Below are 13,229 nucleotides of genomic sequence, written 5' to 3'. Positions count from 1 at the left end.
ATGACGCGCACGCTGCTTTGGATCACCACGGCCACGGCCGCCTTCGTCGTCACGCCCGCCCTCGCGCAATCGACCTCCGCACCCACCGTCGAGCCGACCGCGTCGCCCGACGCGACGAACGGCCAGCCCGAGGACGTGATCGTCACCGCGCAAAAGCGCGAGCAGACGTTGATCGACGTGCCCCAGTCGGTGTCTGTCGTCAGCGGCGCGGCGCTGGACCGACAGCAGGCCTTCACCTTCCAGGATTACGCCAAGCTCGTCCCCGGTCTCCAGATCGCGCAGTCGAACCCCGGCGAGGGCCGCGTCGTGCTTCGCGGCATCAATACGGGCGGCGTCGCCGCCACCGTCGCCACCTATGTCGACGAGACGCCGTTCGGCTCCTCGACGGGCCAGGCCAACGGCGCGATCCTGGCGGGCGAGATCGATACGTTCGACATGGCCCGGATCGAGGTGCTGCGCGGGCCGCAGGGCACGATCTACGGCGCGTCCTCGCTGGGCGGCGTCATCAAGTTCGTCAGCGCGACGCCCGACACGACGAAGATCGAAGGCCGCGCGCGCGCCAGCGTTGAGGCCACCGACGGCGGCAAGATGTCGTACAACGGCTCGGCGATGCTCAACGTGCCGCTGTCGTCCACGCTCGCGGTGCGCGCCTCGGGCTTCTACCGCCGCTACGGCGGCTTCATCGATTCGGTCGGCGAACTCGGCTCCGACACGGCCAAGAACATCAACGGGACCGACAGCTACGGCGGCCGGATCTCGGCGCTGTGGAAGCCCGTCGACATCCTGTCGGTTCGCCTGACCGCCATCGTGCAGGATTTGAACAGCGATGCGTCGAGCACGGTCGAGAGCGACCCCGTCTCGCTGCTGACGCAGCGGGGTTACGTTCAGTCGCAGTACGTTCCCGAATATACCGACGTCCGTTACCGCGTGTACAACGGCACCGCCGATCTCGACCTCGGCTTCGCGACGGTGACCTCCTCGACCAGCTATTCCACGCTCAAGGAGGCGCTGCGCGACGACCTCACCGTCCTTTACGGCGGGCTGCTCGGCGTGTTCGATCCGGCGACGGGACCCCTCGTCGACATCGGCCTGGTCCAGCAGACCAACAACGAGCGCTTCACGCAGGAGGTGCGCCTGGCGTCCGCCAAGAACGACGTCTTCGAGTGGCTGGTCGGCGGCTATTACAACCATGAGACGGCGGCGATCCTCCAGCGGATCGACGTGTACGATCAGGGGACGCTCAGCATCTCGCCGCTGCTGCCGCAGCTCGCGGACATCTTCAGCCGCTCGCGCTACGAGGAGATCGCGGGCTTCGCGAACGGCACGCTCCACCTCGGCCGCGTGTTCGATCTCGATTTCGGCGGCCGCTACAGCCACAACGATCAGGACGCGAACCAGGGCGGGACCGGGCTGCTCGCTCCGCCCGCCCTGTCCTCCGCGTCGAAGGAGGGCGTGTTCACCTGGTCGGTCGCGCCCAAGGTGAAATTCGGCGAGCACGCCTCGCTCTACGCCCGCGTCGCCAAGGGCTTCAGGCCCGGCGGCCCGAACATCGTGCCGCCGAGCGCGCCTGAGAGCGTCAAGACCTACAAATCGGACTCGCTCGTCAGCTACGAAGTCGGCCTCAAGCTGGAGACCGCGGATCGCACCTTCAGCCTCGACGCGGCCGCGTTCCATATCGACTGGAACGATATCCAGCTGTTCGCGCAGATCGACGATTTCGGCGTCAACGCCAACGGCGGAAAGGCGGTGAGCAACGGTTTCGAGTTCACCGCTACCGCGCGCCCGACCCGTGGTCTCGAGATGTCGGTCAATGGCGCCTATACCGATGCCAAGCTGCGCGAGGATACCGATCCGCTGATCAACGGCCGCGACGGCGACCGGCTGCCTTTCACCCCACAATGGGCGGTGTCGGTCAACGGCGACTACGACTGGCAGGTCGGCGGCGACACCAGCGCCTACGTCGGCTCGTCGCTGCGCTTCGTCGGTGAGCAGGCCGGGCCGTTCAGCACGGCGGCGGCGCTCGCCGGGCGGACCTACAAGATCCCATCCTATGCGGTGTTCGATCTGCGCGCCGGGCTCGACTTCGGGCGCTTCTCGGTCGAGGCCTATGCCAAGAACCTGTCGAACGCGGAGGGCAAGACCAACGTCACCGGCGAGGGCAACTTCCCGTTCGGCGCGGTCGGCACCGGAGTGATCCGCCCGCGCAGCTTCGGGCTGACGTTCGGCGCCGGGTTCTGAGCGTGGCCGACGCCGACCTGCTCGCCGGCCCGGCCGGGGCGGCGCACGCGCTGCCCGCGCCGTATCTCCTGTTCCTGGGCGACGTGACCGAGACGGGGTTCGCCAAGACCGCGTTCGGTCTGCGGGATTGGGCCGGCGACAAGTGCCTGGGCGAGTACGCGCTGCCCGGCGCGACGGTCTCGACCGGGCTCACGGCGCTCACCCCAGTTGCGGCGGCGGCGGCGGGGGCGCGGGCGATGGTGATCGGGGTCGCGAACCAGGGCGGCGTCATCCCCGCCTCGTGGCTGCCGGCGCTGATCGCGGCGATCGAGGCCGGGCTGACGCTGGTCGCGGGAATGCACGCGCGGCTCGCCGATCTGCCCGAACTGGCGGCGGCGGCGGCGCGGCACGGGGTCGCGCTGATCGACCTGCGCGTGCCGCCTGCCGACCTGCCGATCGCGAGCGGACGCAAGCGCACCGGCCGCCGCCTGCTGACCGTGGGCACCGATTGCGCGCTGGGCAAGAAATACACCGCGCTGGCGCTGACGAACGGCCTCGTCGCGCGCGGCGTCGACGCCACCTTCCGCGCGAGCGGGCAGACGGGAATCATGATCGCGGGCGCCGGCATTGCGATCGACGCGGTGATCGCGGACTTCGCGGCGGGGGCGGCGGAGCTGCTCAGCCCCGACGCCGCCCCCGATCACCTCGACGTGATCGAGGGGCAGGGGTCGCTGTTCCACCCCGCCTATGCCCCGGTGTCGCTGGCCTTGCTCCACGGCAGCCAGCCCGACCTGTTCGTCGTCTGCCACGAGCCGGGGCGCGAGGCGATCCTCGGCACCGCGGGCTACCGCCTGCCGCCCATCGAGGCGGTGATCGAGCAGACGGTGGCGATGGGCCGCCTCACCAATCCCGCCATCCGCTGCGCCGGGGTCAGCCTCAACACCGGCGCGTTGCCGGCGGACGAGGCGGCGCGGGTGATCGGCGAGACCGGCGCACGGCTGGGCCTGCCCGCGGCGGACCCGATCCGCGGCGGCGAGCCGTTCGAGCGGCTGCTGGACGCATGCGCGTGACAAGACCGGCGCAGCCATGAGCACCCTTGCCGATCGCTTCCGCCGCTGGGTCCTGCCGGGCCTCGCCTTCAAGGCGGTGGTGATCGGCGGCGGCTATGCGACCGGCCGCGAGCTCGCCGAGTTCTTCCTGCCCGCCGGGCCTTGGGGTGGGCTGTTCGCGATGCTGCTCGCGACCGCGATCTGGGGCGTCGTCGCCGCCGCGACCTTCCGCTTCGCCTACGTCACCCGGTCGCAGGACTATCGCGCCTTCTTCCAGGCGCTGCTCGGCCGCGGCTGGGTGGTGTTCGAGGCGGCCTATGCCGTGTTCATCGTCATCGTCCTCGCCGTCTTCGGCGCGGCGGCAGGGGCGATCGGCGCGGCGACGCTGGGACTGCCGCCGCTCGCCGGGACGCTGGCGCTGATGGCGGGGATCACCGCCTGCGTCGCGTTCGGTAACGCCGGGGTCGAGCGCGTGTTCGTCTGGGTCTCGGTGCTGCTCTACGCCACCTACGCGATCTTCCTCGTGCTCGCGCTGACTGGGGTGGGCGACCGCATCGCCGCTGCTTTCGCCGCCTCGCCTGCGCCCTCGGGCGACTGGGCGCTCGGGGGGCTGACCTATGCCGGGTACAATATCGTCGGCGCGGTGATCGTGCTGCCGGTGACCCGCCACTTCCGCTCGGGGACGGACGCGCTGATCGCCGGCGCGGTCGCCGCGCCGCTGGCGATGCTGCCCGCGCTGCTGTTCTTCGTCAGCATGACGGCGTTCTTGCCCGAGATCGCCGATGCGGTGCTGCCCTCGGACTTCATGCTCGTCCGCCTCGGCCACCCGCTGTTCCACCTCGGCTTCCAGGTGATGATCTTCGCGGCTTTGCTCGAGAGCGGGACCGGGATGGTCCATGCGATCAACCAGCGGATCGCAGCCGCGCGTGGGCTGACCCTCAAGCCCGCCACCCGCGCCCTGCTCGCGCTCGCGCTGCTCATCCCCTGCATGCTCGTTGCCGAGCGCGTCGGCCTCGTCGGGCTGATCGCGGCGGGCTACCGCGCGCTCGCGCTCGCGGTGATCGCGATCTACGTCCTGCCGCTGCTGCTCGCGACCCTGCTCGGGCGCACGGCGCTGGCCAAACCGGAGCCGCTCGCATGAGATTCGCCGCCCCCATCCTCGGCTGCGCGCTGGCGCTCGCCGCCACCTCCGCGCTCGCCGCCCCACCCGAAGGCTTCGACGCGCATGTCGATCAGGTGATGCGCGCGTCCGGCACCCCCGGCATGGCGGTCGCGATCGTCGAGGACGGGCAGGTGACGCTCGCGCACGGCTTCGGCGTCCGCAAGCAGGGCGGGGAGCCGGTCGACGCCGACACGTTGTTCCTGATCGGCTCGACCGCCAAGGCGATGACCGCCGCAGCGCTCGCCACGCTGGTCGATGCGGGCAAGCTCGGCTGGGACGACCGTGTCGTCGATCGGCTCCCCGGTTTCCAGATGAACGACGCCTGGGTCACTCGCGAGATGACCGTGCGCGACCTGCTGGTCCACCGCAGCGGGCTCGGCCTGGGGGCAGGGGACCTGCTCTACGTTCCGCGCGGCAGCTACAGTCGCGCCGAGATCACCCGCCGCCTGCGCTTCATCAAGCCCGCGACCAGCTTCCGCAGCGCCTATGCCTATGACAACATCCTCTACACCGTCGCCGGCCAGCTGATCGAGGCGGTGACCGGACAGACCTGGGAAGCGTATGTCAAGGCGCACGTCTTCGCCCCCGCCGGCATGACGCGCGCGACCGACGAGCTGACCGCCTTCTGGGCCGATCCCAACCGCGCCTTTCCCCACGCGCGCTACGGCGGCGCGGTGCGCGGAACGGGTACGATGCGGATGCTCGACGAGCACGACCAGCTGCCCCAGGCCTCCGCCCCCGCCGGGCTGATCGCGGCGAGCGCCAACGACATGGCGCGCTGGCTCCAGGTCCAGCTGTCGGGCGGCGGCAAGGTCTTCTCGCCCGCGCAAGGCAAGGAGATGTGGACCCCGGTGACTCCGATCCCGATCACGGCTTTGCCCGAGCCGGTCGCCGCGACGACCCCGACCTTCGACGCCTATGCGCTCGGCTGGGAAGTGCGCGACTATCACGGTGCGCAGATCGTCTGGCACGCGGGCGGGCTGTTCGGGATGACCTCGACGGTGGTGCTGATCCCCGAGAAGCACGTCGCCTTCGCGATCACCCTCAACAGCGAGGAGGCGGAGCCGCGCCACGGGCTGATGTGGCAGCTGATCGACCATTACCTCGGTCTGCCGCACCAGGACTGGCCTGCGAAGTTCAAGGCGTATCGCGCCGCCCGGATCGCCGCCGCCGAGAAGGTCGTCGCCGAAAAGACCGCAGCCCCGGCCAAGGTCGGCCCGTCCCTTCCACTCGCGCGCTACGCCGGACGCTACGTCGACGCGTGGTACGGCCCGATCGCGATCGGCTCGGACGCCAAGGGACTGACGGTGAACTTCACCCCGACCCCGCGGATGACCGGGCGGCTCGAGCATTACCAATACGACACCTTCGTCGCCCGCTTCGACGACCGGAACATCGAGCCCGCGTATCTGACCTTCGCGCTCGACGCCGAGGGCAAGGTCGCGCGGATCACCGCCAGGCCGGTGTCGCCGATCGCCGACTTCAGTTTCGATTACCAAGACCTGCTGTTCACCCCCGAAACCGGGAAATGACCATGCGCAAGCCGCTCCTCGCCCTCCTCGCCGCGCTGCTCGTCGCCGCCACCCCGGCGAAACAGCGCCCGGTGGCGCCGGCGCCCGCTTCCGCCGAGACCACGCCGCAGCCGGTGACGCCCGCGAGCACCCCGCAGCTCACCGAGGCGGACGTGGCGGCGTGGATGGATGGCTTCATCCCCTCCGCGCTCAAGGGCGGGAAGATCGCCGGCGCGCAGGTCGCGGTGGTCAAGGACGGCCGGCTCCTCTTCGAGAAGGGCTATGGCTTCGCCGACGTCGCGAAGAAGACGCCGATGGACCCGCGGGCATCGCTGATGCGGATCGGCTCGACCTCGAAGCTGCTCACCTGGACCGCGGTGATGCAGCTGGTCGAGGCGGGCAAGATCGACCTCGACGCCGACGTCAATCGCTACCTTGATTTCCGCATCACCCCGCCCGGCCGCGCGGTGACGATGAACGATCTGATGCAGCACAAGGGCGGGTTCGAGGAGGGGCTGAAGGATCTTCTCGCCAGCGACCCCAAGCTGCTCAAGACGACCGAACGCTACCTGAAGGAGAACACGCGGCCCTTCCTGTTCGCGCCCGGCGTCGCGGGAGCCTATTCGAACTACGGCGTCGCGCTGGCGGGATACATCCTCCAGCGCGTCTCGGGCGAGCCGTTCGAGACGTACATCCAGCGCCATATCACTGGCCCGCTCGGGATGGCGCACACCACCTTCGTCCAGCCGCTCCCGCCCGCGCTCGCGCCGCTGGCGTCCAAGGGCTATCGCACGAGCGACGGACCGGCCCAGCCCTACGAGCTGGTCGAGACCGCGCCTGCGGGCAGCGTCGCCGCGACCGCCGACGATATGGCGAAGTTCATGCTCGCCCAGCTCGGCGGCGGCACGTGGAACGGCGTCACGATCCTCAAGCCCGAGACGATCCGGCTGATGCACACCCCCGCCGCGCGGCCCGCGCCGGGGTTCGACAGCATGGCGCACGGCTTCTTCCACCAGTTCCGTAACGGCCTGTCCGAACTCGGGCACGGCGGTGACACGATCGTCTTCCACACCGATCTCGTCCTATGGCCCGAGAAGAACGTCGGCCTGTTCGTCAGCTTCAACAGCCGCGGCGAGCGCGATGCGGTGTACGGCGCGCGCGAGCGATTGGTCGACGGCTTCACCGACCGCTACTTCCCCGCACCCGTCAAACAGACTCCGCCCGCCATCGCCAGCGCCAAGGCCGATGCGGCGGCGCTCGCCGGCCATTACGAGACCTCGCGCCGGGTCGAGACCGGCTTCATCAGCCTGTTCTATCTGCTCCAGCAGGACGCGGTGGCGGCGAACCCCGATGGGACGATCAGCGTCTCGTCGATCGAGGGCAAGGCCTTCCGCGAAGTCGCGCCCGGCCTGTGGCGGGAGGTCGACGGCGCGCGGCAGCTCAAGGTGACCGAGATCGCGGGTCGGCGCGCGATCATCGACAGCCAGAACCCGGTCGGGGTGCTCCAGGCGGTGCCCTTCTCGCGCAATCCGGTGCTGTTCCAGATCGTGCTCGGCCTGTCGCTCCTGATCCTGGTGCTGACCGTCCTCGTCTGGCCGATCGCGTGGCGCATCCGCCGCCGCTACGCCGCGCCGCCGATCGCGAGCGGACGTGTGGCGACCGTCCGGCTGCTCACCCGCGTCGCCGCGCTCGCCGACCTGCTCTATCTGTTCGGCTGGTACCGGGTCCTCGCGCCGATCCTCGACCAACATGTCGACGCATATAATTCCAGCCTCGACGGTACCATCCGCGTGCTCCAGGTCGCCGCGATCATCCCCATCGCGGGCGCGGCGCTTGGCGTGTGGAATGCGGTGCTTGCCGTTCGCCATCGCTTCGGCTGGAGCGTCCGCCTTCGCGCGGTGCTGGTCGCGCTGGCGCTGGTCGGCGTGCTTTGGGCGGCGTGGATGGCGCGGCTGATCGGCTGGAGCCTCAATTATTGAGCCTATCCGTCACCCCGGCTCGAGGCCGGGGTGACGAAGTCTGGCGGATCACCCTACCTCCGCTCGCTCGCGGTTGCATCCCGCAGCCCGCGGAACTCGCTGTCGGCCGCCCAGTTCGGCCACGCGCGCTCGTCCGCCAGCCGCCGACCGACGTCGTACAGGATCGTTAGGTCGCCCTGGACGCTGCTCGTGTCCCACTTGGGATCGAACTCGTCGGCGGGCTGGTGGTATTTGTCGCGGATATAGACGTCGGCCAGTTCCTTGCCCCGCGCCTCGCCGCCGTTCACCAGATCCTGCCCGGCGTCGTAGGAGACCGCCGGCACGCCGCGCTTGGCGAAGGGGAAGTGATCCGAGCGATAGAAGCTGCCGGCCTCTGGCCGCGCATCGGGCGTGTAGCGGCGCTGCTGCTTGGCCGCCTCCTCGGTCAGCATCGTCAGCAGGTCGAGCTTGGCCGCGCCCGAAATGCTGAAGTCCTTCGTCTTTTCCGCGCCGAACGGACCGTCCATGTTGATGACGCCGGCCGTGGTCGCCAGCGGGCGCAGTGGGTTGGCGGCGTAATATTCGGAGCCGAGCAGCCCCTTCTCCTCCGCCGTCACCGCGAGGAACAATACCGAGCGGTCGGGCTGCGGCCCCTTGCCATAGGCGCGCGCCAGTTCGAGCAGCGCCGCGACGCCCGAGGCGTTGTCGAGCGCGCCGTTGTAGATGCGGTCGCCCTTCGCATCGGGCTGGCCGACGCCGAGATGGTCCCAGTGCGCCGAGTAGATCACCGTCTCCGCCGCATGCGTCTTGCCCGGTACCAGCCCCGCGACGTTGTGCGAGGTGATGACCTCCGGCTTCACCGTGTAGCTCGCCGAGAAGGTCGCCTTGAGCGGCATCGGCTTGAAATCCGCCCGCCGCGCCGCTGCCTTCGCCGCCTCGAAGTCGAGGCCCGAGCGCTTGAACAGATCGACCGCGAGGTCGCGCTGGATCCAGCCCTCCAATTGCGTGTGGCTCGCCTCCGGGTCCTTGCGGACGATGTCGAACATCGTGTTGGTGTTCGAGTTCTTGACCGTGTTCCAGCCATAGGAGGCTGGAGCGCTCTCGTGGACGATCAGGATTCCGGCCGCGCCCTGCCGCGCTGCTTCCTCGTATTTGTAGGTCCAGCGGCCGTAATAGGTCATCAGCTTGCCGCCGAACTGGCCCTCTCCGCCCTCGAAGTCGGGATCGTTGACCAGGACCACCATGATCTTGCCTTTGAGGTCAACGCCCTTGAAGTCGTCCCACTTCCGTTCAGGCGCCTTCACGCCGTAGCCGACGAAGACGAGTGGCGCGTCCTTGATCGACACGGCGGTCTGCCCCGTCAGCGCCGCGCGCGCGGCGATCTCGTTCCCCTGGCTGAGCGGCAGCGCCGAACCCGCCACCGTCATCGAGAGCGCCGGTGTGCCGACGATGTCCGCCTTGAGCAGCGGCACATCCTGGAACCATGTCCCCCGATCCCCCGCAGGCGTCAGCCCTGCGGCCTGCATCTGGGCGGCGATGTAGGTCGTCGCCTTGGTCTCGCCGGCGGTCGCGGGGCCGCGGCCCTCGTAGGCGTCGCTCGAGAGCGTCTGGATGTCCTGCGAGATGCGCGCGGTGTCGAACGCGGGCGCGTCGGCGAGGGCGGGTGCGGCGGCCAGCGCGATCGCGGCGGCGACGGTGGCGAAGCGAAGTTTCATGGCGACCCCTTCTTGTGTCCGCCGCTGTCATGCAGGCTCACGTCGCCGGGAGCAACCAGATCAGCATCGCTGTCCGATCTCCGGCTTTGCAAGGGCGTCGGCACCCCTACATGGGGGCCGATCCGATCCCCAGGAGATTGCCCGCGTGACCTATCCCGATACCCAGCTCTTCATTGCCGGCCGGTGGCGCGACGCCACCGATGGCCGCTCGCTCGGCGTGCAGAACCCGGCGACCGGCGCGGAGATCGGGCGCGTCGCGCATGCGGGTCGCGCCGACCTCGACGCGGCGCTCGCCGCCGCCGAAGCCGGCTTCAAGGTCTGGCGCGACCATACGCCCGCGCAGCGCAGCGTGATCATGCGCAAGGCCGCGGCGCTCATGCGCGAGCGCGCCGTCGACATCGCCCGGCTGCTGACGATGGAGCAGGGCAAGCCCGTCGCCGAGGCGAAGGGCGAGGCGATGGCCGCCGCCGACATCATCGAATGGTTCGCCGAGGAAGGCTTCCGCGTCTACGGTCGCCTCGTCCCGCACCGGAGCAACATCGCGGTGCGCCAGATGGTGGTGAAGGACCCGGTCGGCCCGGTCGCCGCCTTCACGCCGTGGAACTTCCCGATCAACCAGGTCGTCCGCAAGATCGGCGCGGGCCTCGCGTCGGGCTGCTCGATGATCGTCAAGGCGCCCGAAGAGACTCCGGCCAGCCCGGCGGCCTTGATCCGCGCGTTCCAGGACGCCGGCATCCCCGAAGGCGTCCTCCAGCTCGTCTACGGCACGCCGTCGGAGATTTCGGAGTACCTCATCGCCAGCCCGGTGATCCGCAAGATTACTTTCACCGGCTCGACCCCGGTCGGCAAGCTCCTCGCGGCGCAGGCGGGCAAGCATATGAAGCGCGTGTCGATGGAGCTCGGCGGCCACGCGCCGGTGATCGTCTGCGACGACGCCGACGTCGAGCTGGCGGTGAAGAGCGCCGGCGGCGCCAAGTTCCGCAACGCCGGGCAGGTCTGCATCTCGCCGACCCGCTTCCTCGTCCACCGCAGCGTCGAGCGCGCGTTCTCGGAAGCGTTCGTGCGCGTCGCCGAGGACGTGAAGGTCGGCGATGGATTGGCCGAGGGGACCCAGATGGGACCGCTCGCAAACGAGCGTCGTCTGGCGGCGATGGCCGAGTTCCAGCACGATGCGGTCGCGCGCGGCGCGAAGGTGCTGACCGGCGGCGCGCGGATCGGTGACGCAGGCAACTTCTGGCAGCCGACCGTCCTTGCCGACGTGCCGCTCGACGCGAAGCTGTTCAACGACGAGCCGTTCGGCCCCGTCGCGGGCCTGCGCACCTTCGACGATCTGGAGGAGGCGATCGCCGAGGCGAACCGGCTGTCGTTCGGCCTCGCGGGCTATGCCTTCACCCGCTCGCTCAGGAACGCCGATCTGCTCGCGCGCCGCGTCGAGGTCGGCATGCTGTGGGTCAACACCCCCGCCGCCGGCTCCGCCGAGCTACCCTTCGGCGGCATCAAGGATTCGGGCTACGGGACGGAAGGCGGTCCGGAGGCGATGGAGGCCTATCTCAACACCCGCGCGGTGGTCGTCGCCAATGTCTGACGCATGAGGGAAGGGCCGCCGCCGGACTTGACGGCGTTGCGGCCCCCGACCAAACAGCCGGGCGTGAAGATCACCGTCCACATCGGCCTGGAAAAGACCGGCACCACCACCATCCAGGGCTTCTTGAACCGGAAACGGGACGACCTGCTGGCGGACGGGATCCTGTTCCCGACCGCACCGGGCAAGTCGAACCAGACCCTTCTGGCGGCGGCGGCGATGACCGAGGCGGTGAACATCCGCGCTCGCGCGCTCCAGAAGCTCGGCCCGGACTTCGCCGACACGCTGGCGCGTGATCTCCAGGCCGAGATCGACGAGGCGGAGCCGCGGCGACTGCTGTTTTCGAACGAGCACTGCTCGTCGCGCCTCCACACCGCCGAGGAAGTGCGGCGGCTCAAGACCTTTCTCCAGCGGTTCGGCGACGAGATGGTCATTCTCGTCTATCTGCGCCGCCAGGACGAGTTCCTGCTCAGCACCTATTCCACCTCCGTCAAATCGGGATCGGTCAAGCCGTTCGCGGTCCCCAAGGGGCGCAAGCTCCAGGCGCGGTACGACTACCGCGTCCTGCTGGAACTCTGGAGCGGAGTCTTCGGCCGCGCGGCGATACGGCCGCGGCTGTTCCAGCCGAACACCTGGGTGGGCGGCGAGCTGCTGACCGATTTCTGCGACGCCGCCGAGCTCGATCTCGAGGAGCGCGAGGCGCCCACCCGCAACCTGTCGCTCTCGGCGGAAGGGCTAGAGCTGCTGCGGCTGATCAACAAGCGCTCCGGCGGCGAGCGTGACGGCAGCGTGGTTCGCGCGGCCGGCAAGCTGACCGAGGGGCCCAAGCTCTCGCTCAGCACCGCCACCCGGCGCGAGTTCCTGCATCATTTCGAGGAGAGCAATCGCTGGGTCGCGGAGACGTTCTTCGGGCGCGAGCAGCTGTTCGAAGACGTACGCGAGGACCTTCCCGAAACCTTGCTCCCGCAGATTCCACCGGAGCGTTTCGACGAGCTGCGGCTCGCCGTCGAGGCCGAGACCGTGGACACGGCGCCGCGCCGCCGCGCGCGCGCCCGCGCGGAGTAGCGCTCCCAAGGCACCGCCTGTCCGGTCCTGGTACGGTTCGTTACGTCCGCGGCGAATGTGCGCTTGACGCGGTGCACCATGTGCAGAATGGGGCTCGCATTCGCGATCAGGACACAGGTGGGGGCCATGTCGACACGAGGAGCGATCGAACGGGTCGGGGATAATTTCGTCAGCGGCTGGATCAGCTCGCCGATCCGAAGTCTGAAGGACGCGACGGTGCTCGCCTTCCAGGGGCGCGATTGCATCGGCTCCGCCAAGATCGAGGGATTCCGCCAGGACATCGCGGATGCGCAGCTCGGCGACGGTTTCTCCGGCTTCGTCATCCATACCATGCCGATCGCCGCGGCCGACCAGGAGCGGATCTGGGTCCGGCTCGAAGGCGACGACGCCATCTTCGTGACCGCCGGCTATCACGAGCCGCCCAAGCCGCCCGTCGCGCAAGGCCCTGAACTGACGGTCGAGCGTCTGAACGATCGGCTGCGCTCGGTCCGCTGGATGCGCGACCGCGACTGGATCACCCCTGCCCAGGCCGACCTGCTCCGCGCGCTGCTCCGCTACGGCGTGTACGAGCTTCGCATCGGCGACCCGGCGGAGGAGACCAACACGCTCGACAAGGTGCGGGGCTCGCTCGCGACCTTGCTGGGCCTGGTCCACCGCCGCGACGTGACGATCGACGTCCAGCTCTGTCCGACGCCCGAGGCGCTTACCGAGGCGCTCCAGGACCAGGAGAAGGGCGACGACTGCTACGTGGGGCTATGGTCCGCGGCGCGGAACCGCGTCGAAGTGGCGGAGGGCTCGCACGTCAAGCATGCGCAGCAGCATGCCGCGCATCTCGCGGGCGTCACCTATGAGTTCGGCGTGTCGCAGGTGCTGGTGCTCGATCCGCGCGTGACGGTGATCGTGCCGGCGACCGTCTCCCAGACCCTGCTGCTCCGCGCCGCGACGTTCCGCCCCGACGAGGCCTGACGCG

The 13,229-nt window shown here is 69.5% G+C and carries 9 protein-coding genes; 8 read left to right on the top strand and 1 reads right to left on the bottom strand.

Annotated features, from left to right (window positions below; translation table 11 throughout):
* The 5 genes from AC4GYY_RS06695 to AC4GYY_RS06675 are packed head-to-tail and all read left to right on the top strand — an operon-like array spanning window position 1 to window position 7,918.
* Window positions 1-2,238 carry a TonB-dependent receptor gene (locus tag AC4GYY_RS06695; RefSeq protein WP_491119491.1) on the top strand — a complete coding sequence of 746 codons (2,238 nt, stop codon included), beginning with the start codon at window positions 1-3 and terminating at the stop codon, window positions 2,236-2,238.
* Window positions 2,239-2,240: 2 nt separating this feature from the next.
* The gene (locus AC4GYY_RS06690) at window positions 2,241-3,287 is read left to right on the top strand and encodes an N-acetyltransferase DgcN family protein (RefSeq protein ID WP_491119490.1); all 1,047 of its coding nucleotides are present in this window, start codon (window positions 2,241-2,243) and stop codon (window positions 3,285-3,287) included.
* A gap of 16 nt (window positions 3,288-3,303) precedes the next feature.
* On the top strand, window positions 3,304-4,407 hold the full coding sequence (locus tag AC4GYY_RS06685) for a YkvI family membrane protein (RefSeq protein ID WP_491119489.1): 1,104 nt from the start codon (window positions 3,304-3,306) through the stop codon (window positions 4,405-4,407).
* Window positions 4,404-5,960 carry a serine hydrolase gene (locus AC4GYY_RS06680; RefSeq protein ID WP_491119488.1) on the top strand — a complete coding sequence of 519 codons (1,557 nt, stop codon included), beginning with the start codon at window positions 4,404-4,406 and terminating at the stop codon, window positions 5,958-5,960. Before AC4GYY_RS06685 ends, AC4GYY_RS06680 begins: the two co-directional genes overlap by 4 nt.
* Window positions 5,961-5,962: 2 nt before the next feature.
* The gene (locus tag AC4GYY_RS06675; protein ID WP_491119487.1) at window positions 5,963-7,918 is read left to right on the top strand and encodes a serine hydrolase domain-containing protein; all 1,956 of its coding nucleotides are present in this window, start codon (window positions 5,963-5,965) and stop codon (window positions 7,916-7,918) included.
* 53 nt (window positions 7,919-7,971) lie between these two features.
* On the opposite strand, the gene AC4GYY_RS06670 is transcribed toward AC4GYY_RS06675, so the two are convergent.
* A complete protein-coding gene (locus AC4GYY_RS06670) occupies window positions 7,972-9,612 on the bottom strand; it encodes a M28 family metallopeptidase (RefSeq protein ID WP_491119486.1) in 1,641 nt (546 codons plus the stop codon).
* A 145-nt stretch (window positions 9,613-9,757) separates the two neighbouring features.
* On the opposite strand from AC4GYY_RS06670, the gene AC4GYY_RS06665 reads away from it, so the two are divergent.
* The 3 genes from AC4GYY_RS06665 to AC4GYY_RS06655 all read left to right on the top strand — a co-directional run bounded on the left by AC4GYY_RS06665 (window position 9,758) and on the right by AC4GYY_RS06655 (window position 13,225).
* Window positions 9,758-11,197 carry an NAD-dependent succinate-semialdehyde dehydrogenase gene (locus tag AC4GYY_RS06665; RefSeq protein WP_491119485.1) on the top strand — a complete coding sequence of 480 codons (1,440 nt, stop codon included), beginning with the start codon at window positions 9,758-9,760 and terminating at the stop codon, window positions 11,195-11,197.
* A 63-nt stretch (window positions 11,198-11,260) separates the two neighbouring features.
* Window positions 11,261-12,259, top strand: coding sequence for a hypothetical protein (locus AC4GYY_RS06660; RefSeq protein WP_491119484.1), 999 nt, complete (start codon window positions 11,261-11,263; stop codon window positions 12,257-12,259).
* A gap of 126 nt (window positions 12,260-12,385) precedes the next feature.
* On the top strand, window positions 12,386-13,225 hold the full coding sequence (locus AC4GYY_RS06655) for a hypothetical protein (protein WP_491119483.1): 840 nt from the start codon (window positions 12,386-12,388) through the stop codon (window positions 13,223-13,225).
* Window positions 13,226-13,229: the final 4 nt, after the last annotated feature.

The organism is Sphingomonas sp. SP6 (assembly GCF_058313435.1).
The sequence above is the reverse complement of the archived record's forward strand: the minus strand, read 5'-3'. Positions and strand labels throughout refer to the sequence as shown.

Coding starts and splice junctions, on each gene's coding strand:
- AC4GYY_RS06695 (WP_491119491.1), top strand. CDS start 1: ATGACGCGCACGCTGCTTTGGATCACCACGGCCACGGCCGCCTTCGTC.
- AC4GYY_RS06655 (WP_491119483.1), top strand. CDS start 12,386: ATGTCGACACGAGGAGCGATCGAACGGGTCGGGGATAATTTCGTCAGC.
- AC4GYY_RS06680 (WP_491119488.1), top strand. CDS start 4,404: ATGAGATTCGCCGCCCCCATCCTCGGCTGCGCGCTGGCGCTCGCCGCC.
- AC4GYY_RS06685 (WP_491119489.1), top strand. CDS start 3,304: ATGAGCACCCTTGCCGATCGCTTCCGCCGCTGGGTCCTGCCGGGCCTC.
- AC4GYY_RS06675 (WP_491119487.1), top strand. CDS start 5,963: ATGCGCAAGCCGCTCCTCGCCCTCCTCGCCGCGCTGCTCGTCGCCGCC.
- AC4GYY_RS06670 (WP_491119486.1), bottom strand. CDS start 9,612: ATGAAACTTCGCTTCGCCACCGTCGCCGCCGCGATCGCGCTGGCCGCC.